The sequence below is a fragment of the Pseudomonas sp. B21-053 genome (genome assembly GCF_026016365.1).
Classification (GTDB): Bacteria; Pseudomonadota; Gammaproteobacteria; order Pseudomonadales; family Pseudomonadaceae; genus Aquipseudomonas; species Aquipseudomonas nunensis.
The window spans coordinates 3,243,663-3,267,203 of record NZ_CP087205.1; the positions used below are offsets into that span (position 1 = coordinate 3,243,663).

Below are 23,541 nucleotides of genomic sequence, written 5' to 3' on the forward strand. Positions count from 1 at the left end.
AAACCTGTGCACGCGGTTTACCTGAAAAACCGCGCCGCCTGATTTCACGACGGCTTCGCCGCCGAACGCTGCCTCGCGGTGCTCGACAGCTGCTACGGGGCAGGTTATTTCAACGCCGGATCTCCCATGTTCATTTTCTTCCAGCCCTGCAACAACACCTGGGCCTTCGGCTCCTGGCCGTTCTCCAGGTAATACTGGATCAACGACAACCGCGCATTCCGATTCGCCGGCTGCACTTTCAATAGCCGTTCCAGCTCAAGGCACGCCTCATCCACCTTGCCACTGTCATGCAACGCCACCGCCAGCACATACCCGTACTGCGCACTCTGGGGTTCCAGCGTGGCGGCTTTGTGCAGCAACGGCATGGCTTGCGCGGTTTTCCCCGCACGAATCAGCGACAGGCCTTGGGTGTGTACCAGCAGGGCGGCGTCCGGGTGATCCTTGACGCTCTGCTCCAGCAGCGTTTGCGCTTCAGAACCGCGGCCACTGGCCTCCAGCCATTGCACCAGCGTCACCAGCGCCGGGTAGAAGTCCGGATCACGCTTGAGCGCGGCGCGAAGCAGCGGTTCGACTTCTTCCGTGCGACCACTGGCCTGATAAAGCATCGCCAGATTGAGGTTGGCTTCGGCGCGTTCTGCCAGGCTTTTCTGCACGTCCTCGTATTCGGCAATGGCCGCGTTCCAATTGGCCTGGGCATTGCCCAAACCGTTGCGGGCAACGTTCAGCAGATCCCGGGCAGCGACGATCCGTACCGCTTTCACCGGATCACCGAGCAATGGCGTCAGCAGCGGCGCGCGTTCGGCTGGCGGCAGGAACGCACTGATCGCCCGTACCGCGCTTTCACGCACTTGCGGCGCCGGGTTGCTCAGGTCGCTGGTCGCGAGTTTCAGTGCCTGGTCACTCGGGTACAGCGGCAGCTCGGCCAGCAGGGTCGCTCGTTGGATCGCCGGCAGGTTGCTGCGTTGTAACTGCTCGTACAAGGCTTGTGCGGCGCCCGGTTGACCATTGCGGATCAGCCACAGGCTTTCGTCGTAGCGCGGCGCCTGAACCGGCGATGCGTTGGCTGTGTTCCACAGTTTGAACTGCTCGGTGACCTTGTCCCCGGCCTTGCCCTGATGACAGGTCAAACAGGCGTCCGGCGTGCCGAGTTTCGCCGCCCGCTCAGGGTTGGGAATGCTGAAGCTGTGGTCATGGCGGAAGTCGTTGCCCATGTAGAACTTGCCCGGCATGTGGCAATCCACGCACTGCGAACCCGGTTGACCCATGGTGTGGCGGGTGTGTTCGATGGAGTCGTAATTCTTCGCTTGCAGCCCTTTGCCATCGACGCCTTCCACCGCAGTCTTGCCGGCGGTGTTGTGGCATTGCAGGCACACGCCGTTGCCCGGAGCCTTGAGCTCGGTGCTGTGCGGGTTGTGGCAGTTGCTGCAACGCACGCCCTTGTCGAACATTTTGCTCTGGGCGAAGGAGCCGTGTTCGAACACTTCGTCCTTGATCTTGCCGTCCAGCGCATACAGTTCGCGGGTGAGGGTGCTCGGCAGGTAGTCATCCATCAAGCGTTTGCCGACGGTGTAGCTATCACCCAACGGTGCGCGGCGCGAGTGGCAGCGCGCACAGGTTTCCAGCTCGACGGTGGCGTTCTTGTCCTTGAGATCGACGGCAAAACCGGCGTGGATCAGATCGGTTTTTTTCGCCGCCCATTCCAGGTGATTGGACGCGGGACCGTGGCAGGCCTGACAGCCGACACCGAGGCTGTTCCAGTGGCTTTCAAAAGTGTTTTTTGCCGCATCGAAATTGCGCTTGTAACCAGTGATGTGGCACTCGACGCACATGAAGTTGGCGTTCTGGCTCGGTTTGCTCCAGTGCAGCGGGTTCTTGAAGTTCACCCCCTGGCCCGGATACAGATGAAACCAGCGGTGCTTCTCGGTATCCCACGCCACGCCCAAGGCTTGCAAGCGACCTTCGCCGACCTCGATCAGGTATTGCTGCAGCGGCGCGATGCCGAAGGTGTAGGCGACTTTGAAATCGGCATTCTTGCCGTCGATCCCCGGCGTGTTGACCCAGAAATCCTCACCCTTGCGCGAGAACACCGTGGTCTCTTTTTCGGCCTTGAAGGTGACGTTGTTAAAGTCCCCCAGCATCGTTTCGGCGGTGGCCGGCTGCATCGCCAATTGGTGATGGGAGCCTTGCCAGTCCTTGACCTGCTCGGTGTGGCAACCCTGGCATTGCTGCTCATCGACCATCGTCGCCGGGGCCGCAGCCACCAGCGGTTTAATCGGTTGCACGACCGGCGCGCTGACCGCGACAGGCTTGGGCGGAGTCGGTGTGCTGCTATGGAACAGAAACCAGCCGATCGCCGCCACGGCCAGCAGCAAAACGCCGATGGTGACGGGAAACAGGTAGCGGTTAATCAGGGTCGGTTGCGAATCAGGGTTTGGGTTTACAGCTTTATTTTTATGCTTCGGCATTGCGACTTCCATAGTCCGAGTGCGTTGGCCGCTGAGGGCGCGCTTTTTGAAGCTCGGTGCAGCTTTGCCGGATGGCACGCGTCTGTCAAATGAGCTTTGTGCGCTGAGCCACAGCCTTAGATGAATCTTCCGTGATGCTGGCGGCAGATAATTGATATTTGGCTATAACTACCTAGTCCCGTTGCGTTATCGATCCTCTTACAGGAGTTACAGAATGAAGCTTGCGTTAATGATGAGCACACTGTGCATCGCCTCGATCGGGGTGGTCGGCTGCTCCAGTAAAGTGGTCGAACCTGACCAGTATTCGGGGTTTCTCAAGGACTACAGCCAGCTCAAGGAAGCCAAGTCGCCGTCGGGCGCCGAGGTCATGCGCTGGATGGACCCTAAACTCAAAATCGACAAATTCACCAGCGTCTACATCGAGCCGACCCAGCTCTATCCCAAGCCGCAAGCCACGGTGAAAATCCCCCAGGCCACGCTTAACGGCATCACCGGTTACTACGACCAGGCGCTCAAGCGCGAACTGGGTAAATCCCTGCCATTGGCCGCCGGTCCCGGGCCTGGCGTGATCGTGGTGCGTGCGGCGATTACAGCGGTCAGCAGCAAGACCGAAGGCCTCAAGCCTTATGAAGTGATCCCGATTGCGTTAGTGGCAGCGGCGGTCAGCACGGCCAGCGGGATTCGTGATCAGGAAACTACCCTGGCCACGGAAGCGGTGTTCCTCGATGGCGACAACAACAGCGTGGTGGCCCAGGTTGTGCGAAAAGGCACCGGCAAACCGCTGGAGAACGACACTCAGGTGATGAAGGCCGACGACGTTAAAAGCGTGATCGATGGTTGGGCTTCGGATTTGCATCAGTCGTATCTGAAACTCAAGTCTAAATAAAAGCCTAAGAGCTTCGCGAGCAAGCCCGCTCCCACATGGGATCTCCGGTGTACACAAAATGTGTGACCAAAACAGATCCACTGTGGGAGCGGGCTTGCTCGCGAAAGCGGTCTATCAGGCAAAGCATCACTCCCCGACAAACCACCGGTAATACGGATTCCCCCCATCCCCGCGCATCACCTCGCCAATATCCCTGGCCCAGGCATCACGGTCGCCGTCATAGGCATGCAAACTCGCCCGATAAAACTGCATCAGGCGTTGGCGGTGGGTGTTCATCCGCTCATTGAACCCCGCATCGGCATTCACCAACGGTGGCGCGACGTGCAGGTCGAGCAGTGCCGGCAACACGCGGCTGATTTCCTTGGCGCGCACCCACGGCGCGTACTCGATGCGCGGTTGATCGTCGGTCACCGGTGCAGCGTCAGCGGCAAACCGTTCAAGGCCCGCGCGGTCGGTTACCCACGTCGCGAGCAACGCAGCGGCCGAGCCAATGCCCACGTCCTGCAAGGTGCTGCGAACACTGTCCTGCTGGAAGCGCTGGGTGATTTTCGCTGCATCCAGTTCGATCGGTTGCATGGAGCCCACCAGCAGCATTTCGTGGAACTCGCTGGTCCACAGGGTGGCGTAGGGGTAGACGTCGAGGAAGCTGCGCACCAGCGAGCGCGAGTCGTCGATGTTCTGGGTCGGCAGTGGCAACCATTGGGCGACCAGTCCGTTTTTCTCCAGGCGGCTGGCGGCCAATTGGTAGAAGTCCCGAGAATACAGATTCACCACTCCGGCAGCAGAGGGCGGTGGCGGTTCGAGGGTAATCAGGTCGTAGGTCTGCGGGTTGCGCAGCAGCTCCTGACGGCCATCGCGCAGGCGCACGTCGACGCCCGGATTGGCAGCGGCATTGAAGTTGCCCTTGAACAGCGGCGCAGCCTTGACTACCGACGGCAGCAACTCGGCGACCACCCGCTGTTCCAGCCCCGGATAACGGGTCAGGGCGCCCGCAGTGATGCCGGTGCCGAAACCGATCACCAGCGCCGAGCGCGGTTCACCGTTGTGGATCAGCAGCGGCAGCAGCGCCTGAATGCGCATGTAGCGCAGGGACGGCATGGCGTCGCCAGTGTTGGAGACGCCTTGAATGTACAAGCGCTGAAAGGCCTTCGCGCCCTTGCCCTGAGTGACCACCGCTACGGTGCCGCCGCGTCCTTCTTCATAGAAAGCCAAGGTCGCATTGCGCGCGCCCGGCAGCAGGCTCGCGAGTTTGTTGACCGGGGTGAAAACCGCCAGCGCCACGGACAACAGACCAATCGCGACCACGGCCTGACGCCGGCCTTTCTTCACATGATGACCTTTGCGCACCGCGAAATAACCAATCCCGGCGGCGACGATCGCCAGTAGCCCAAGAGTGCGCACCAGACCCAGCAGCGGGATCAACAAGAAACCGCAAAGCATCACCCCCACAATCCCGCCGAGGGTGTTGAATGCCACCACCGCGCCGACATCCTGGCCAACCCGCTCGCGACCCACGCTCAAGCGCAGCGCCAGCGGAAACGCCGCGCCCAGCAGCAACGTTGGCACAAACACAATGCTCAGCGCAGCCACCGCAAACCGCGTGCTCATGCCCAGCAGTTCACTGGCGCCCAATGACAGCACCCAGGCTTCGGCAACACTTTGCGCGACGATCAGCCAGCGTCCGAGCAGGGCGATTTCCAATAGTGCGATCAAACCCGCACCAGCAATCAGCAAACCAAACACGCCCCACGGATCACGAATGCGCTCGACCCGACGGGCCAACAGTGCGCTACCCAAAAACAGCCCGGTGAGGTACGTCGCCAACACCACGGCAAACGCATAGGTGCGAGTGCTCATGAACTGCACGATGGATTGCGACCAGACCACTTCATAACCCAACGCCACGCCGCCGGCGATGGAATACAGCCACAGCGCCAGGCGATCCGGGGCTTTGTCCGCGTGATGTTTCACTGGCGCGGCGGGCGGCGTCGAACGCTGGCGTTGGAACCACAGCGCACCGGCAGCGGCCAGCAGGTTGAGCATTGCGGCGGCCAGCGCACTGCCACGCACGCCAAGGGTGGCGATCAGCACAAACGCGGCGAGCAAGGTGCCGGCGATAGCGCCAGCCGTGTTGGCTGCATACAGCTGACCGCCGGCCTTGCCCAATTGCTGCGGGTCAGCGGCCAGCGAACGCACCAACACCGGCAACGTACCGCCCATCAGCAACGCCGGAATTCCCACCAGGGCAAACGGCAACACCCAGGCCAACAGGCCGACATGCTGTTCCAGCCAGGCAAAGGGACTGGCGGCCAGGCTCATGGCGAACGTTGAGCCGACGCCGATCACGGCGACCAACACTTCCAGCCCGGCATACAGCAGAACCGGTTGCTGCAAACGATCGGCCCAACGCCCGAACAGCAAACCACCGAGTGCCAATCCGGCAAAAAATGCGCTGATTCCGGTGGTGATCGCATACACCTCGACGCCCACCACCAGCGACAGTTGCTTGATCCACAACACCTGATACACCAGCGCCGCAGCGCCGGAGACGAACAGCAGCAGGGCGGGGATCAACAGCGCCGGGGAGGCGGCGTGAGGGGTGGGTATGGCCGACGACTTGCTGGCGACACGTGAGGACATTGCGGGTTGCCTTGTACAAAATTCAAATTCGACACAAACCGGCGTAGGAGCTGCCGAAGGCTGCGATCTTTTGATCTTCAGCGATCATGCCGGCGCCTGAGATCAAAAGATCGCAGCCTTCGGCAGCTCCTACACAGAGCGGGTTTGTATTTCAAAAAATAAGGCCGCCCGCCGATGAGGGCGGGCGGCGGTCAAGCGTCTTACTGTGCAGCCGGTGCCGCTTTCATTTTTTCTGCGATTTTGGCATCTACCGCAGCACGGATCTGGTCAATGCTGAAGCTCGCCGGTTTCTGGCTTGGTGGATACTCGATGAACGTCTGCAGGAATTCCGCAGACTTGGTCACCGCGACGCCTGCCAGGTAGACGTTTTTGGTGTTCCAGTCGTAGAACTGATCGGACACCACGTCGGCCCGTTCATACGGATCCATCCGCAGGTTGAGGATTTTCGGCACCCGCAGGCACACGAACGGTTCGCTCCAGACCCTGAAGCCGCCCGGTTGGCGCTGTTCACAGAACACCACTTTCCAGTTGTCGAAGCGCATGGAAACCAGCACACCGTCATCGTTGAAGTAGTAGAACTCCTTGCGCTCGCCCTTAGGCTGTTGGCCGGTCAGGTACGGCAGTTGGTTGTAGCCGTCCAGGTGCACTTTGAAGTTGGTACCGCCAGCCGTGGGCGCCCAGCCCTTGAGCAGTTTGTCTTTCACCTGGGCATCACCCGCCGCCGCAAGCAGTGTCGGGAACCAGTCCATGCCCGAGAACATCTCGTTGGACACTTCGCCGGCCTTGACCTTGCCCGGCCAACGAATAATCGCCGGCACCCGATAAGCGCCTTCCCAGTTGGAGTTCTTCTCGTTGCGGAACGGTGTGGTCGCCGCGTCCGGCCAGGAGAACTGATTCGGGCCGTTGTCGGTGGTGTAGACGACGATGGTGTTGTCGGCGATTTTCAGGTCGTCGAGGGTTTTCAGCAGTTTGCCGACGTCGCCGTCATGCTCAAGCATGCCGTCCGCGTATTCGTTGCCGGGCATGCCGCTCTGGCCCTTCATCGAATCGCGTACGTGGGTGAACACGTGCATGCGCGTGGTGTTCATCCAGACAAAGAACGGCTTGTCCGCCTTGGCCTGTTTCTCGATGAACGCTTGTGCGGCGGCAGTGGTTTCGTCGTCGATGGTTTCCATGCGCTTGGTGGTCAGCGCACCGGTGTCTTCGATCTTGCCATCGGCGAAGCTGTGGATCACGCCGCGCGGGGTGTTGGACTTGACGAACTCAGGGTCGTCCTTGGGCCAGTACGGGCGTTCGGGTTCTTCTTCGGCGTTGAGGTGGTACAGGTTGCCGAAGAACTCGTCGAAACCGTGATTGGTCGGCAGGTATTCATCCCGGTCGCCCAAGTGGTTCTTGCCGAACTGGCCGGTGGAATAGCCAAGGCCTTTAAGCGCCTGGGCGATGGTGATGTCACGTTTTTGCAGGCCGACCGGGGCACCCGGAATGCCGACTTTCGACAGGCCGGTACGCAGTGGCGTCTGGCCGGTGATGAAGGATGACCGTCCGGCGGTGCAGCTGTTCTCCGCGTAGTAGTCGGTGAACATCATGCCTTCCTTGGCAATCCGGTCGATGTTTGGAGTCTTGTACCCGACCACGCCCATGGAATAGGCGCTGATGTTGGTCTGGCCGATGTCGTCGCCGAAGATCACGAGAATGTTGGGTTTTTCAGCGGCCCCGGCAGTTGCCGAAATCGCCATGACCGAGGCTGCCACCAGGGCGAGTTTCGGTAGCCACTTGCGTATGCGAGTCATCTGACTTGCTCCTTTTGCTCACTTGCGTCGCCTCAAGGCGACATACGTTTTTTGCGGTCCTGCGTAACGCTTTTGTTATTGCACTTGCTCGGGTGTGGCGGACTCGAACGGGTAGACCCGGCGCCATTCGGCGGCCATGTCCACGATAGTCCAGCCACGGGATTTTGCTTCGTCCAGCGCCTTGTCCAGCTTGCCGACCGAGGATTGGCGGTCATAGGCCCACTCGCGTTTGGCGTCGGTGTGGTGCACCAGGCCCATGAAACGTTTACCGCTGCCGGCGGCGGTCCACTGGAGCATTTGCAGGTCACCGTCAGAGTTGCCGAAGGCCAGGATCGGTCGCCGACCGATCACCGCATCGATGCTTTCCGGTTTGCCCGGGCCGTCGTCGTTGTGCGCCAGTTTCTGCGTGCGCACGATCGACGCCTTGCCGTCCTTGAACTGGAACGCGGTGACGAACGTGGTGCCGATCACTTGCTCCGGCGGGATGCCGTAGACCTTCTCGGCAAACGCACGCATGAACGCGGTGTCGCCGCCGGAGACGATGTAGGTTTTGAAATCCTGGCTGCGCAGGTAGTCGAGCATTTCCAGCATCGGCTGGAAGATCATCTCGGTGTAGGGCTTGCCGGTCTTCGGATGTTTGGCCTGACTGAGCCAGGTCTTGGCGTAGTCATCGAAGGCTTCGGTGGTCATGCCGGTGTGGGTGGCGCCGAAGATTTTCAGGATGCCCTCCATGCCCGAGGCGGCCAACGCCTGGTGATCGTTTTCCAGCACCGCTTTAAAGGGCTGGGTGGTTTTCCATTCCGGGTGCTGCGGCGCGGTGCGCTTGACCTCGTCGAAGGCGAACAGCAACTCGAAATACGCCGGTTGCTCGCTCCACAGGGTGCCGTCGTTGTCGAACACGGCGATGCGTTCAGCGGGTTTGACGAAGTCCTTGCTGGTCTGGTCGGTAACGGCCTGGACGAATTCGATGATGCTTTTTTTCGCCGGGCCGTCGTTCCACGAAGGCAGCGGTTCGTTGGCCTGGGCCAGCAATGGCAGGGCCAAGGTCAGCAGCAGGGTCAGCCCGTAGCGGTGGCGGATCGATAACGGGTTCGTCATGGGAACTCCTTCTCGTGGACGGGGTTGAGTGGCCGTAACGCGGGAGGCGCCGGGGGCCGGTGATGCTCGGCCTGACTATGCAGCGTAGCCAAGGATTGCTGGAGTTGGCGCAGCGCCTGATCTTCGGTCGGTGTGCGGCCGTAACAGGCGCGCAGCAGGGTTTGCAGGCGTGGTCCGAGGTTGGTCAGTTTCAGGCCTTTGCCACCGCGGCGGACCCACAAGTACAGGGCGCTCAGTTGCGCCGGTCGGCCTTCGATTTGCGCTGGAATCTGTTGCCAGGCGCAGTCCGCCGATTGCAGCCACGCTGTGTGCCGGGCTTGGCGTAGAGTCTGCCAGCCGAGCCTTGCACGATGGATGAGCGGACGGGCGAAGTAGCCGAGCAGGGCGACAATCACGAGGATTGCCAGCCAGCCCAGCCAATGTCCGGAGAGATGCACATGGCTTTGCTGGCCGAGCTTTTTCAGGTCTTCGCTGATGGAAAACACTGGTCGATAAGCGCTGTTGGCCGTCGCTTCAAAGGTAACGGCCGGCACTTGGGCGGTGCGGGTTTGCTGGCTGCCGCTGTCCCACCATTTCACCTCGATGGCGGGCAGGGTGTGGCTGCCTTCGGTGTCGATGCGGTAAGTGGCGGTATCGATACGCTGGCCGCCATTGAAGTTGCCGCGACCGTCGTCCATGGCGCTGACCTGCGGGGCTTTCGGGTAACGGCTCAAACCTGGGGCGTCGGCCAATGTTGGCACCGGTAGCGCCATCGCCAGCGCACCGTCGGCTTGCAGCGTGAGTTGTCGCGTGAGGCTGTCGCCGACCTTCAACGGTGTCGCTGAGTTGATGGTTTTTTGCGTGAAGCGTAATCCGCTGGCCACTAGCACCGCTTCACCGGCGCTGAACCCTGGCGGTTGCGCGGCGCTGAAGTGCAGTGGCTGACTCTGGGCGCTGAGCTCGGTGCTGGCCTGGGCGGGCGTGGCACGTACGGTCAGCACCGGGATGTCGAAACCCTGGGCCAGGTTCGGCGTGATCAGGTAGCTGTAGCGCATGCCGCTGAAGGATTTGCCGTCGATGGTCTGGTTCAGGTGCTGGGCGTGGCCATTGGGCGGCATGACCAGTGCGCCGTTGAGCTTGAGGTCAGGCAGGGTCGGGGCGTCGGTGAACCAGGTGTCGGTGAGCACGTCGAGTTGCAGTTCGACCAGGCTGCCGACCATGATTGAGTCGGTGGGTTGCAGGCGGGACTGGATCTGGAGTTCGGCGGCCAGGGTTTGGGTGCTGAGCAGGCAGAGGAGTAGGGTGCAAAGTTTTTTGGTGACTGGGCGGGCCTCTTCGCGAGCAAGCCCGCTCCCACACTGGACCTGTGTGCACTGCAAATCCCCTGTGGGAGCGGGCTTGCTCGCGAAGGCCACGACGCGGTCCACCAGACTGTCGATCATGGCTTACCCCCCACCTGATCCTGCAAACTAAACTTCTGCTTCAAGAACTTCGCCGGCGACGTACTGAGGTTTTGCAACCACAACGCATCCGACGCCGCCTGCTCGGTCTGCACCGCTTTGCTCTGGCCCTTGCCCGGTGCCTTGTCCATTTTGATCTCGTCCGGCTTGGTCTCTGGTGCGTTCTGCTCGGCGCTGTCAGTGTCTTTCTGCAAGGCAATCGCCAACGCCAGATTGGCCGCGGCTTCCGGGAACTGCGGCTGCAGTTTCAACGCCTGGGTATACGCCGCAATCGCCTGATCGAACTTGAAACGCTTCACGTAAATATTGCCCAGGTAGAAATACGCCTCGGGCGTTTCCAGTCGCGCAAAACTTGCCAGCGCCAGGTCGTAATCAGCCGCGTGATAAGCGGCGATGCCTTTCCAGTACGGGTCGACAAACAGCGCTGCAGCCTGGGGCAGATGCTCATGCTCGAAGGCCCAGCGACCTTGCTGATCCCTGGTGAAAAACGCGTCGGTCAGGGCGTTGGCTTCGGCTGTGCTCGGTTGCAGGCCAATGCCCAACGCCAGCAGCACACCGGCCATCCAGTTCAGGCTCCAGCCCTTGCGCACGCTGAAGAACGCGATCAGCAGCAACGGCCAGCACAGCCAGTAACCGGCGTCTTTCCAGTGCAGTTCCCGTTGTTCATCGCTGGCACTCTGGAAATGCTGCTGGGCGTGCAACTCAACCCAGTCCAGATCGTCGTTATTCAGGGTCAGGCTGCCCAGCGGTGCGTCGAGCGCGGAAGCCAGTTGCTTGAGCGCGGCCTGATCGAAACTGCCGAGCACCGGGCGACCGTTGCTGTCGGTGCGCGGCTGGCTGTTGGCGTCGTGGACGATCCCGCCGTCTTCACTGCCCACGGCGAGGATCAGCACTTGCAATTGGCTGTTATCGAGTTGTTTGTCGAGGCCGCTCAGCTGCGTGGTGTCGGCGCCATCGGTAACCAGCAATAACGTGCCCGGAGTTTTCTCGGCGACAAGCAGACGCTTGGCTTGCTCGATCACCGCACCGACGTCTTTTCCGGATTTGCCGATCAGGTCAGTACTCAAGGCCTGGATAAAGGTATCGAGCAACGCAGGGTCGTCCGTCGGCGGCAACACCAGATGCGCGCTGCCGGCATACGCGATCAAACCTGTGCGCGCACCTACACGGCGCTGGATCAGGTCGTGGAGTTTGTGTTTGGCCGCTTCGAGGCGACTCGGTGGCACGTCGCTGGCGTCCATCGACGGCGACAGGTCGATGGCGATGATCAACGGTGCGCGGTTTTCCAGGAAGTCCGGGCGATCCTGTTCCCAGGTCGGCCCTGCAGCGGCAAGTGCACCGAGGAGCAACAGCGCGCAGACCAGATGCACCGGACGCAGTCGCTGTTGGTCTTGTGGCGTGATCAACAGGTGCGGCAACAAGTGCTCGGCGATATTGCCGCGCATGCGGCGTTGCAAGTCATGACTGCGGCGCCACAGCAACGGCAGCAACGCACCGAACGGCACCAGCAATAGCCAGAGTGGGCGCAGGAAGTGGAAGTCGCTGAGATTGATCTCCATCTCAGGCCTCCTGCCGCTGGCGGGCAATCGACAGGCGCGGACGCAGCAGGGCGCCCAGGTGATAGAGCGCAAGCAAGCCGATGGCGGCGCCCAACGGCCACCAGAACAGATCCCGTTTTGGTTGATGGCTGAGGGTTTTCACCTGATGCGGGGTGAGTTTGTCGAGGGTGCTGTAGACCTGATCCAGCGCCGTGCGATCTTCGGCACGGAAGAATTTACCGCCCGTGGCCTCGGCGATTTGCTGCAAGCCTTGCAGGTTGACCTTGGCTTCGCCTTCAGCGGTCGGGTCGCCGATGCCGATGGTGTGAATCACCACGCCTTTGGCCGCCGCCATGGTCGCTGCGTGGTCCGGGGTGATGACGCTGCTGGTGTCGTTGCCGTCGGTGAGCAGGATCAGCACTTTCTCTTGTTCGTGGGCCTGATCCAGCAGTTTCAGGCTCAGGCCGATGGCATCGCCAATCGCGGTGTTGGGGCCGGCCATGCCGATGCCGGTGTCGTCGAGCAGCAGCGACAGGCTGGCGTGATCGAGGGTCAGCGGCGCTTGCGGGTAGGCGCCGCTGCCGAACACGATCAGGCCCAGGCGATCCTCTTTGCGCTTGTCGATAAAGCCGTGGACGACTTCTTTAACGGCAGCGAGGCGATTGATTTTCTGGCCGTTGGCGTCGGTGAAATCGGCGGTTTCCATGGATTGGGAAATGTCGATGGCGAGCATCAGGTCGCGTACCGGTTGCTGGCGCTCGATGGGTTTTTCCACGTAGACCGGCCGCGCCGCTGCCACTAGCAGTAATGTCCAGACCACCAGGTTAAGCAGCAATTGCCAGACGTTACTGCGGCTACCCGGCGCACTCGGGGCTTGGCCGACCGCGCGGCTCATTGCACTGAAAAACGGCACGCGCACCGCGCTACGAGCCTCGCGATACGCAGGCAGGTAGCGATAACCGAACCACGGCAACGGCAGCAGCACTAACAGCCAGGGGTAATCAAGCTGCCACATGATGATGCTCCACCCAGAGTTTGCAGGTGTCGAACAGCTGCTGGCGGTGTTCGGCGGGCAGGGCGCGCAGGGTGGCGTCCGGGGCGTAGGCCAGTTGGGCGAGGTGTTGGCTGAAGTCTGCGGGTAAAGGCTTCGCGCTGTGCGCCTCCAGAAAGGCTTGCCACTCTCCACCAGACAGCGCACCAACCCCCTGTGGGAGCGGGCTTGCTCGCGAAGGGGCCATTACATTCAACATTGATGTCGACTGACCCGGCGCCTTCGCGAGCAAGCCCGCTCCCACAGGATGGGGTTTCCAACCTGAAATGGGCATGGATATGGCCACTCGCTTGAGCAATTCCGGGAGCTCGCGCAGCGCACTCAAATCATCACTGCGCCGCTGCAACTCCGCCAACCGCACCAACGCTTCCCGCCGATACCGATCCCGCCGCCATTGCCACACCTTGCGCACACTCACCAGCAGCACCGCGAGTACCAACAACCCCAGCAACACCCACCAACCCCAGGTCTGTGGCGCATAGCTGACCGGCGCGGGCAATCCCAACTCCTTGAGTTGTTCGATGCTCGGGATATTCGGGTTCATCGCCGGCCACCGCTGAGCTTGCCCAGTTCAACCCACAATTGTTCATGCGCCTCGGTGGCTGTGCTGAACATCATCAGCGGCACTTGGCTGCGGCGCAGCAGCGTGGCGACATCCTTGAGCCGGCCACTGAGGAAATCCACCAATGGCTCATGCACCCGGCGCTGTTCCACCGCCAGTTCGACTTGCAACTGGCCCTGGGTCACCAGCAATCGCCCGTTCTTCGGCAGGTTCAAGGCCAACGGGTCGAAGACCTGCATGGCGATCACGTCGTTGTGCGCGGCCAGTTGCCGCATCAGTTTCAAGGTGCGTTCGCCAGCCCCGGCAAAGTCGCTGACGATGCAGATCAAATGATCGTGCCCGGCCACCGCCAGGCAATGCTGCAAGACCTTGTCGAGTTGGTCTTCATCTTCGGCGTCCGGGTTAGCGGCGTTGAGTTCCTGATTCTGCTGGGCAATGCGGCTGCACAGCGCTTCAAGCCGTTTGCGGCTGCGTAGCGGGGCGATGCTGTCGATGCGTTGGTCGTTGAACACCAGCCCACCGACCCGATCTCCGGCGTTAAACACCATCCACGCCGCCAACGCGCCGAGCTCAGCGGCGATAGCGGATTTGAAGCTGCGCTGCGAGCCGAAGAACATCGACATGCGCTGGTCCACCAGAATCAACGCCGGGCGATCACGCTCTTCGGTGAAGGTGCGCACCACCGGTTTGCCGGTGCGCAGGGACGCACGCCAATCCAGATGGCGCAAGTCGTCCCCCGGCTGGTAGCGGCGCAGCTCATCGAAATTCAGGCCACGGCCACGCAACCGCGAGGCATGGTTGCCGGCGAGGATGCTGCCCTGAGGCTGGCGCGCAAGGAAACTCAGGTCACGGGCCTTGAACTCCAGCGCCATCAATTGCGCGAGAGAGACATAGACCAGACCGTCGACATTCATGCAGGAATCGCCACTTTGTCGAGCAAACGGTCGAGCACTTGATCCGCTGTCACACCGTCAGCCACCGCGTCATAGCTCAATTGCAGGCGATGGCGCAGCACCGGATGCACTACGGCGCGCACGTTGTCCGGCGAGACGAAATCCTGCCCCTGCAACCACGCATCGGCGCGGGCGCAACGGTCCAGGCCGATGCCGCCTCGTGGGCTGGCGCCGATGGAAATCCAGCGGCCGAGGTCGGCATCGTAATCTGCCGGGTGGCGCGTGGCGTTGATCAGGTCGACCAAGTACGTGTCGATGGCCGGGGACACATGAATGCCGCTGACCTCACGGCGTGCAGCAAAGATCACCTCCTGCGACAGCGCAAACCCCGGCACCGGCGCGGTTTTGGCACCCAAGGCAAACTCTTCCTCGCGCAACAGACGCAGCACCTGGCTTTCGTTTTCCGCGCTCGGGTAATCCAGCAACACTTTCATCAGGAAGCGGTCCATCTGCGCTTCCGGCAGCGGATAAGTGCCTTCCTGCTCGATGGGGTTTTGGGTCGCGACCACGATGAACAGTTCTGGCAACACATGGCTGTTGCCGGCCACGGTGATTTGCCGTTCTTCCATGGCTTCGAGCAACGCGGCCTGGACCTTGGCCGGGGCGCGGTTGATTTCATCGGCCAGGATCAGGTTGCCGAACAGCGGCCCGGGCTGGAAGCGGATTTCATTCTTGCCTTCGACCTGATGCAACACCTCGGCGCCGGTGATGTCCGACGGCAGCAAGTCCGGGGTGAACTGGATGCGGCTCATCTTTGCGTCCAGGTGCTTGGCCAAAGCCTTGACTGTGCGGGTCTTGGCCAGGCCGGGCAGGCTTTCCAGAAGTAAATGGCCGTTGGCCAACAGACCGAGCAGAATCTGCCGGATGACTTGATCCTGGCCGAGTACGGATTCGGCAATGCTGGCTTGCAGGGCGTTTAGATCGTTGAGTGCGGTCATGGGCATTCCCTTTCTCAAATGCAGGCTCAAAACATAAAGGTCGGAATGACCGGGATGAAGGACAAACGGAAATTCCAGCGGCTGCTGATCAGGTCTTCCGGGTGAATCGCCGAATACTGAATCTCGCCGGAAATCCGCACCGGCAACTTGCCGAAGTTGAAGATTCGCCCGGCGCCGATGCCGATAGGGAAGGTGACTTTGTTGCCGCCCTCAGCCTTCCAGTTGACCGTGACGTTCGGCGTCATGCCGACCCGCCATTGCTCCGGGCCGGGGATGGTGCGCTGGATGAAATACTGGATGTTGGTCAGGCTCACGTCCTTGCGCTTGCTGTCGCCCGCCACCGACCACCAGTGCTGCGGGAACAGGCCGAGGGGTCCAGTCTTCGCCCAGGTACGCAGCGACGAACGCCGGGCCTAGGGAGTATTTGCCGGTGCCGAGCACGTCGTATTCGGCGGTGGGGAACATCGCGGTCGGGCCGAAACCCCAGACCATTTTGCCGCCCCCGGCGAAGCGGATCGGCTCCTTGGGCGAGAACACCCCGACATACGCCAGGTCGCCGAAACCGCTGGTGCGGTCGAACGGGTCCTGCACCACGGAGGTGAAGTCGCCGCGATCATGCAGCAACTCATTCGGGCCCATGCCGATCAGGTTGCCGGCCTTGTGGTTGACCGGGGCGCTGACATAGCTGATGGGCAGACGGTTGATCAGGTTCCAGTCTTCGCCGATGGAAATCGGGAAGGTCGGCATGAAGCTGTATTTGCCGAGCATCCGCGTGCCGTTGCTGTGCGGACCCTTGAGCGCGGTGTAGTCGTATTGGTTGAACAGCAGCACAAGGTTGCCCACCGGGTTGTCCATCAACTTGGCGATTTGCTCGGTGGACGGATCGCAGCCGGCGGCCACGACTTTTTTCAGGTCGATGTCGAAATCTTGCTGCAATCGATGACAGGTTTCCGGATCGCCCTTGCCGACCGATTGCGCGGGAGTGCTGCCGAGGACCGGCAAGTTGCCGGCGGCACAGGCCATGCCGCTGAGCATTGCCCCGCAGAGGGTCAGATTTGTGCGCATCCATGCCGTGATCATCGATCAGCCTCCGTTACCAGGCGTATTGCAGGCGCAAGGTCCAAGTGTTCACGTCCGGCGAGCCGGTACGCTCCGACACCGTGTCCGAGTAGGCGATCAGCCCGCCAAACTGCGGCGACAGCATGAAGCCGACACTGGCGCCGAACAGGCCGTTTTCCTGTTTGTTGTCCTGCCAGTCGCCATTGATTTTGGTTTCGCCGCCACGGTTATAGGTGGCATCCAGGGACGCCCACAATGCACGGTTGATGGTGTAGCTGTAGTGAGTTTCGATGGCGTAGAGCGGCTTTTGCTCGAGCTTGCCGTCACCGTGATAGTCGTTGTTGTCACCGTACATCGACACGTAGGTGTTGAACTCGAGCCAGGTCGGGCCGATGGGCGTGCCGAAGGCGATTTCCGGTTTGAACGCCCAGCGGTTGGAGCCGATGTTGATGATCCGATCCTTGTCGTAATCCCCGGTGGGCGCGGTGATCCAGATGGCGCCGGTGAGGAAGGTTTCCGGGGTCCAGTTGGCGAACTCTTCCTTGGTCAGCGCCGGGCCGCCGAACAGGTTGTGCACCAGCACGAATTGGGTGTCGGCCATGCCGCCGTTGTGCTTGGTGCCGTCGAAAAACTGCGCGTTGTCGAACGACGCGGAAATGTCGGCGTAGGGTTGCAGGATCTGGATCGCGCTGTTGCGCCCGTCCACCGCGAACGAGCGGGCATAACGGGCGATGTACAGGTCAGCGTTCAGGGACAGGCCATCGATCGGCAGTGCAGTGTCGATCGGCGTGTTGGTGTCGATGCGGTTGTAATAACCGAACACCATGTTCAGGTCGGTCGGCAGGTTCTGCCAGTCACGGGCGTTATCGGCCTGGCTCAGCAGTGGGGTCATGGCCAACGTCAGTGCCGTCATCCTTGATGTGTTCAAACGCATGCGTGTGCTCCTGCAAAGTTCTGTATGACGGGTTACGGCTTACTGGCCAATCGGCGTCAGCAACGGGATCTGCCACTGGCCGCTGACCATTTCCGGCTTCGGCAGGTAGACCCGCAGCACGGCATAAAACGGCCCGTGGGGCGCTGGCAGCCAGTTGTGTTTCTTGTCGCCCACCGGCTCCGAATGCTGCACGTAGAGGGTCAGGCCACCGTCGGCGTCGCGCTTGAGCTTGGGCAACATCCGCGAGTTGATCAGGTAGCGTTTCATGTGATTGGCCACCAGCAACTTGGTCTTGCCGTCGTACATGGTCAGCGACCAGAAGGCGTCGGCCGGCGGCAGTTCGTCTTTGTTGAAGTGCAGGGTGTAGCTGTGGCGCGCACCGTTGACCGGTTTGCCCTGGTTGTCGACGAAGTAGCCGATGTAATTCGCCTCTTCGGCGGAGTTGCCGAAGATCCCCATGTTGGCGCCGGCGTAGCGATACAGGTAGTTACCCTTCAGGTGATCGCGGGTGCCGAAGAAATCACCGCTGGTGACCTGGTGGGTGTCGACCTTGTCTTTCTTGAACTGGGCGAATTCGGCTTTGGCGTCCGCGATGCCGTCCTCCAGCGCTTTGCGTTGGTCTGCGGTAAGGGTGGTGAGCTTGAACGGCTGGCCGCCGACGATGCCGATCTTGGCGAAGCGCGCCAGCAGGTCTTTTTCCACGTCCTGCGGCGGGGCGAAACCGAGCATGAAATTCAGGTAGCGGAACAGGTCCGGGGTGTCGCTCATGTCGGCGGTCGGCTTCGGCCAATCGACCTTTGGCGCGGCGGCTGGCGCCGGTTGCTTGAGGTGTTGGCTGAGGGTCTGGACCTTGTAGGCGTTCTGGATCAGCTTGACCTTGGCCAGGTCAGCATTGTCGAACAACTGCGTGCGGTACAACGCGTAGGCGATGTTGCTTTCGCTGCGCACCAGACGGTCGATATTCACCGGCTGTTGGCCCTGCCAGTCCGGGCCGGCAATCATGTAAGTGCCGCCCTTGTTGCCGGTGCTGCGGGTGCCCAGGTAGGCGAAGTTCTGCGTGTAGAGATCGATCAACTGCACCGAGTAGTAACGGTTTTCCGCAATCGGCGGCAGGGTCAGCACCACCGGTTCGGCGCGCAGGTCCATCCAGACGAAGGAGTAGGGCGTGTCGGAATTCGGCGTGACAAACGCGGTGTCCGCCGGGGTGAAGACCTTGGCGGTGTTGCCGATCTTGTTGAACGGCGCCTTGAAGTTCGAACCGGCCTTGTCCACGGCCTGGGTGTAGAGCGTCTTGTACATCTCCACCACCGGGAAACCGTAGAGGTAGGCTTCCTTGGCAATGCCCCGGGCTTCCTCCGGGGTGGCGGTGAAATCGGCCCAGGCGCTGCAACTCAGCAGGAGCGAAAGGCTGGCGAGCATCAGGCGGGGGGCTTTCTTAATGCGCATAGGGTGTCCTTTGTGTTGAATGCTGCACAAATCCTGTGGGAGCGGGCTTGCTCGCGAAGAGGCCGGCACATTCAAAGGCAGTGTTGACTGACCCACCGCTTTCGCGAGCAAGCCCGCTCACACAGGTTTTTGGGTGATGTCCCGCATCAGTGGTCACTCCACCACCGCAATGTCATCAAGCTTCCAGCTTTTGTCGAAATAGGCCTCGGTCGGCGCATACAAACGGAAGTAACTGAACCAGTGCTTGCCCGGCACCGTTTGCACCCAGTTGTTCTCAAACCCCTTGGGCGCCGTCGGGCCGAAGTACAGGTCCACCGAGCCGTCGGCGTTCTTTTTCAGGTCCTGGCGGGACGACAGATCGGCCTTGCGCTGCGGGTTGTCGATCAGGCAACGGCTGTCGATGTCGTACACAGTCATCGACCAGAACTGCTTGGCCGGCGGGTTGGTGCCGACGTGCAGGCGATAGCTCTTGCCGCCGTCGAGCCAGTTGCCCTTGGCGTCGGTATAGGCGCCGAGGTAGGTCTGGCCCAGCCCCGGGGTTTTCGAAACCATGCCTTTGGTGTTGGTCACCGCCTCGTAAAACCAGGCGCTGCGTTCCCACAACTGGTCGTAATAAGCGACCCGCTGGGACGGCTCGGCGATATTCAGCACGGTGTCCCACTGCCGGTCTTTCCAATACTGCGCATCCGGGAAGCGCTTGGCGAAGGTGTTCGCTTTGGCGATCAGCTCACCGACCTGAGCGCCTTGTTCCAGTGCCGCACGTTGCTTGTCGTTGGGGTTGAACGGTCTGTCCTTTTCGATGCCCAGGCTGGCGAGCATTGCCATGTAGAAACGGTCGCGTTCGTTGACCGGTTCTTTCTGGATGATCTGGTGCAGCCGCTCCCAGTACGCCAGGCCACGCGGCTGGGTGCCGGACCAGGCTTTGCCGCCGGGGGATAGCAGTCTGGTTTTGCTCGGCTCGGCGCGCTTGGCGTAGGGGTACATCTTGAATTGCTCGACCAGCGCCTTGCCCTTGGCCGGGTCTGGATCGAGGACGCGAAAGCCCACCAGCACGTTCATGGTTTCCGACTTGGCCAGGTAATACTTGCCAGCGTCGGCCGGTGGTTCGGCACCCGGTGGCAGCACCAGGTACTTGCCACCCTTGCCTTTGTCCGGGCCGGTCTGGCCCATGTCGATGATCGCCCGCTGCCAGAAATCACCGATGCCGCCGGCAGTCGGGCCGGGTGGCAGTTCGATGACCAGCGGCCCGGTTTCATTCAGGTCGACGAAGCCGAGGATGTACGGTGTGGTGGCGTTGGCGGTGATCACGCCGAGCTTGTCTTCGTAACTGTTGAGCACCATCAAGTCGCCGCTGTGGGCGCCGAGCTTGTCGCGAAATTCTTCCTGCCACTGGGCGTAAGACACCAGCGGCAAGGCCCACAAATAACTCTGGGTTGCTTGCTGGAAATCCAGTTCGGCGTACAGCTTGGGGATGGACTCATGGGCCGGCAGTTCACCTTCCATGGCGACTTTGCCAATTCGGGTGTCGAGGTCCTGGGCTTGCGCTTGCGCGCCCACGCCGCAACTGACGAATGTCGCCATGATGCTGAAACCGGCGGCACGCAGTGCAATGTTCATAAGAGTGTCCCTATTTGCCGAAAGTGACGTTGATCCCGGCGAACAGCGTGAACTGCGGCAGGCCATCGCCTTTGCGTTCCACGGTCCACTGCGGTTCAACGAAGGCGTTGAAAACGTTGGTCCCGGACTTCCAGACCTTGCCGCCACCGAAACCGATGGGGATGTAATGGGTGTCATTCTTCAGGTCGAAGGTCCAGGTGCCGGTCGAGCGCAGGTACCAGCCTTTGGCCAGGTTATGAATGATGAAGGGTTGCATCGTCGCGGTTTCGACGTGGGCGCGATCATGGTCGCCGGCGAACGAACTCTGGTATTGCACCAGCGCGCCCAACAGGCCACGCGGCGAAGAATCGATGGCAATGGCGGCCAGGCCGGCCTGCCACTTGCCGGTACCCAACTCATCCTGCTCGGCAGTAGGCGCGGTGATCTGCGGGCCGATGCCGAGCTGAATGCCGTCGGTCTTGAGCAGGAAAATATCGAACAGGTTCAGGTCACCGATACCGGTGCTGTAACCGTTGTGCGGGTCGGGGCGGGTGCTGATCGGCAACGTCGCGCGGAGTAACTGCGGCACGCCGATAAAGTCGTTGGGCGCCACCGGCAAAGTGCCACGCAGCAACGCGTCATTGGTGTGGACGTTGGTGTCGTAGAGCTTGGGGGTGTAGTAGTCCTGCAGATTGGCGCCCGGCGCCAGGTTCAGCGGGTTGTTGCTTTTGTTGGCTTCCTCGGCGTTATCGGCGTGTGCACAAAACGCAGACGTCAACAGTGCCGCCAGCAAACAGGCGTGCGCTCCCTGAATTTTCGACATGATTCCCCGGTTCCTTGGTGGCTCAGTGGACGAACTTGGCCATATTCTTGGCCTTTACTGCGTAGTCTCTTTCCTAATCAAGCCTGTAGGACACGTCAGTTGAAGCTAGCAGCTAACCACGAGTTAGCCAGTCGAATGGATTAATTCTTTGGTTTTGTGCGCGAATCGGCGTTTTTTCTGTGTACTAAAAAGTTAATGCGAATCAGGTGGTTGGGGCGCTGATTTGAGGCTGAGCGTGAGCATTTATTCGGGTTTTTCGGGGAGGGAAGGGCACAAATATTGCGTCCGCTGAAGATTCATTGTGGGAGCGGGCTTGCTCGCGAAAGCGGTGTGTCAGTTGACAGGGATGCTGACTGACACGACGCCTTCGCGAGCAAGCCCGCTCCCACATGGGATTAGCACAATTGACAAGGTGATCCCTTGTGGAGTCCTGCTAAAACATTCAGTGCTTCTTCGCCTGCGCGCGTATCCGCTCTTCCTGCTCCCGCAACTCAGGCGTGAACTCGGCACCGAAATCTTCAGGCCCGTACACCGGACGAATCTCGATCTCGGCTTCCGTCCCCGGCATCGGATTCGGGCAGCGTTTGACCCATTCGATGGCTTCTTCTTTCGACTTCACTTCCCACAGCCAATAGCCGGCAATCAACTCCTTGGTCTCGGCAAACGGCCCGTCGATCACCGTGCGTTTTTCGCCGGAGAAACGCACCCGTGCGCCTTTGCTGCTCGGTTGCAGTCCGTCGCAAGAAAGAAGGATGCCGGCCTTGGCCAGTTCTTCGTTGTAGTTGCCCATCGCGGTCAGCAGTTCTTCGGTGGGCATTACGCCGGCCTCTGAGTCCGGGCTGGCTTTGACAATGATCATGAATTGCATGGTTTTATCTCCGCTGCAGGTGAGTGATTCACTGCCTAGTCGAATGGTGGTTCGCGGAATCGACAACGCAGCAAAAAAAGATCGCCGGCTTACCCCTGTAGGAGCTGCCGAAGGCTGCGATCTTTTGACTGTGATCCTGGGCGATTGCGAAAAGATCAAAAGATCGCAGCCTTCGGCAGCTCCTACGGGGGATGTGTTGGTGTTGAATCGGGTGGTAGGCTGCCGGCCTCAGGCCAATGGAATGCCGTCATTCATGCCCGTTCTTGAACTCACAACGCTGATCCCCGACCGCACACCGGCGCAGGTCCTGGACTTCTGCCTGGAAGGCGTCAACTTCCCGAAGGTCTTCCCCGAACGTGTTACGCCACTGGGCGATATCGACATCAATAACCTGCGTATCGAAGCCGGTCGCCAGTTCCGTTTCCGGCACTGGATGTTCAACGTCATTCCGGCGAACTGGACGGTGGTGATTCGTGAAGTCAGCGACACGCATTTCATCGACGAAATGCTCAAGGGGCCGATGGCTGCCTTTCGTCATGAACACCGGGTGGCGGCGGGAGAGGGCGGTACGCTATATACCGATCGCGTGACGTATGCGGCGATCGGCGGCGCGGCGCTGGAGTGGTTGCTGGTCAATGCCTATATGCGGCGGATTTTCGAGGCGCGGCATCGCAATATGTTGCGCTTGCTGAAATAGCACGGTGTACACGCGGTCCACTGTGGGAGCGAGCCTGCTCGCGAATGCGGTTTTACATTCAACAGTGATGGTGGCTGACAGTTCGCCTTCGCGAGCAGGCTCGCTCCCACAGGGTTTTGTGTGTCATTTGTGCGAGTTGTATCCAATTTGTGCGCCGACACTTCACAATTTGTATCTGGCCATAGGTCGTCGGGCCATTTCGTGGTTAACTTCGGCCTCTTCAGATTTCCAACAACACCATCAGAAGGACTCCGTTCATGGCTCAAGTCACTCTTAAAGGCAACCCGGTTCAAGTCAACGGCCAACTGCCACAAGCCGGTTCCAAGGCGCCAGCCTTTTCCCTGGTTGCCGGCAATCTGTCGGACGTGACCCTGGCGAGCTTCGCCGGCAAGCGCAAAGTGCTGAACATCTTCCCAAGCGTCGACACCCCGACCTGCGCGACTTCGGTTCGCAAGTTCAACGCCCAGGCCAATGACGTCGCCAACACTGTCGTGCTGTGCATCTCCGCTGACTTGCCGTTCGCTCAAGCCCGCTTCTGCGGCGCCGAAGGCCTGGAAAACGTCCAGAACCTGTCGACCCTGCGTGGCGCCGAGTTCATCGAAAACTATGGCGTGGCCATTGCTGACGGTCCGCTCAAAGGCCTGACTGCCCGTGCCGTCGTCGTGCTGGATGAAAACGACAACGTGCTGCACAGCGAACTGGTTAAAGAAATTGCAGAAGAGCCGAACTACGAAGCAGCACTCGCTGTTCTGAAGTAA

General features: G+C 60.8%; 18 protein-coding genes and 1 pseudogene. 3 read left to right on the forward strand and 16 right to left on the reverse strand.

Going from position 1 to position 23,541, the window contains the following annotated elements:
* Positions 1-104: 104 nt before the first annotated feature.
* Complete coding sequence (locus LOY68_RS15000; RefSeq protein WP_265045573.1) at positions 105-2,465, reverse strand: tetratricopeptide repeat protein; 2,361 nt, start codon at positions 2,463-2,465, stop codon at positions 105-107.
* A 214-nt stretch (positions 2,466-2,679) separates the two neighbouring features.
* Here LOY68_RS15000 and LOY68_RS15005 point away from each other — a divergent pair, with 214 nt between their 5' ends.
* The gene (locus LOY68_RS15005) at positions 2,680-3,351 is read left to right on the forward strand and encodes a DUF3313 domain-containing protein (RefSeq protein ID WP_265045574.1); all 672 of its coding nucleotides are present in this window, start codon (positions 2,680-2,682) and stop codon (positions 3,349-3,351) included.
* Positions 3,352-3,477: 126 nt separating this feature from the next.
* Here the strand turns inward: LOY68_RS15005 and LOY68_RS15010 are convergent, their stop codons facing one another.
* The 15 genes and pseudogenes from LOY68_RS15010 to LOY68_RS15090 form a co-directional block, all read right to left on the reverse strand.
* A complete protein-coding gene (locus tag LOY68_RS15010) occupies positions 3,478-5,991 on the reverse strand; it encodes a fused MFS/spermidine synthase (protein WP_265045575.1) in 2,514 nt (837 codons plus the stop codon).
* A gap of 200 nt (positions 5,992-6,191) precedes the next feature.
* Positions 6,192-7,781 carry an arylsulfatase gene (locus tag LOY68_RS15015; RefSeq protein WP_265045576.1) on the reverse strand — a complete coding sequence of 530 codons (1,590 nt, stop codon included), beginning with the start codon at positions 7,779-7,781 and terminating at the stop codon, positions 6,192-6,194.
* A 75-nt stretch (positions 7,782-7,856) separates the two neighbouring features.
* Positions 7,857-8,879 (reverse strand): HAD family hydrolase, encoded by a 1,023-nt coding sequence (locus LOY68_RS15020; protein WP_265045577.1) that lies wholly within the window; start codon positions 8,877-8,879, stop codon positions 7,857-7,859.
* Positions 8,876-10,300, reverse strand: coding sequence for a hypothetical protein (locus LOY68_RS15025; RefSeq protein WP_413787183.1), 1,425 nt, complete (start codon positions 10,298-10,300; stop codon positions 8,876-8,878). Before LOY68_RS15025 ends, LOY68_RS15020 begins: the two co-directional genes overlap by 4 nt.
* On the reverse strand, positions 10,297-11,877 hold the full coding sequence (locus LOY68_RS15030; protein WP_265045578.1) for a VWA domain-containing protein: 1,581 nt from the start codon (positions 11,875-11,877) through the stop codon (positions 10,297-10,299). Before LOY68_RS15030 ends, LOY68_RS15025 begins: the two co-directional genes overlap by 4 nt.
* Position 11,878: 1 nt before the next feature.
* Positions 11,879-12,871: a vWA domain-containing protein gene (locus LOY68_RS15035; protein ID WP_265045579.1), complete on the reverse strand. Its 993-nt coding sequence runs from the start codon at positions 12,869-12,871 to the stop codon at positions 11,879-11,881.
* On the reverse strand, positions 12,858-13,451 hold the full coding sequence (locus tag LOY68_RS15040) for a DUF4381 domain-containing protein (protein WP_265045580.1): 594 nt from the start codon (positions 13,449-13,451) through the stop codon (positions 12,858-12,860). Before LOY68_RS15040 ends, LOY68_RS15035 begins: the two co-directional genes overlap by 14 nt.
* On the reverse strand, positions 13,448-14,383 hold the full coding sequence (locus LOY68_RS15045) for a DUF58 domain-containing protein (RefSeq protein WP_265045581.1): 936 nt from the start codon (positions 14,381-14,383) through the stop codon (positions 13,448-13,450). The genes LOY68_RS15040 and LOY68_RS15045 overlap by 4 nt, the downstream gene beginning before the upstream one ends.
* Positions 14,380-15,360, reverse strand: a complete 981-nt coding sequence (locus LOY68_RS15050; protein WP_163909939.1) for an AAA family ATPase — start codon at positions 15,358-15,360, stop codon at positions 14,380-14,382. The genes LOY68_RS15045 and LOY68_RS15050 overlap by 4 nt, the downstream gene beginning before the upstream one ends.
* Before the next feature lie 26 nt (positions 15,361-15,386).
* Positions 15,387-16,425 (reverse strand): annotated as a pseudogene (locus LOY68_RS15060) (hypothetical protein).
* A 28-nt stretch (positions 16,426-16,453) separates the two neighbouring features.
* Positions 16,454-17,353, reverse strand: a complete 900-nt coding sequence (locus tag LOY68_RS15065) for a transporter (protein ID WP_054614920.1) — start codon at positions 17,351-17,353, stop codon at positions 16,454-16,456.
* A gap of 39 nt (positions 17,354-17,392) precedes the next feature.
* A complete protein-coding gene (locus tag LOY68_RS15070) occupies positions 17,393-18,799 on the reverse strand; it encodes a DUF1254 domain-containing protein (RefSeq protein ID WP_265045584.1) in 1,407 nt (468 codons plus the stop codon).
* Between the two features lie 153 nt (positions 18,800-18,952).
* Entirely contained in the window at positions 18,953-20,416 is a 1,464-nt protein-coding gene (locus LOY68_RS15075) for a DUF1254 domain-containing protein (protein ID WP_265045585.1), read from the reverse strand.
* A gap of 10 nt (positions 20,417-20,426) precedes the next feature.
* Entirely contained in the window at positions 20,427-21,218 is a 792-nt protein-coding gene (locus LOY68_RS15080) for a hypothetical protein (RefSeq protein ID WP_265045586.1), read from the reverse strand.
* A gap of 442 nt (positions 21,219-21,660) precedes the next feature.
* On the reverse strand, positions 21,661-22,086 hold the full coding sequence (locus LOY68_RS15090; protein ID WP_054046479.1) for a YciI family protein: 426 nt from the start codon (positions 22,084-22,086) through the stop codon (positions 21,661-21,663).
* A 253-nt stretch (positions 22,087-22,339) separates the two neighbouring features.
* On the opposite strand from LOY68_RS15090, the gene LOY68_RS15095 reads away from it, so the two are divergent.
* Together LOY68_RS15095 and tpx are read left to right on the forward strand one after the other, a co-directional pair.
* Positions 22,340-22,783: an SRPBCC family protein gene (locus LOY68_RS15095; protein WP_265045587.1), complete on the forward strand. Its 444-nt coding sequence runs from the start codon at positions 22,340-22,342 to the stop codon at positions 22,781-22,783.
* Positions 22,784-23,040: 257 nt separating this feature from the next.
* Positions 23,041-23,541 (forward strand): thiol peroxidase, encoded by a 501-nt coding sequence (tpx, locus tag LOY68_RS15100; protein WP_008030203.1) that lies wholly within the window; start codon positions 23,041-23,043, stop codon positions 23,539-23,541.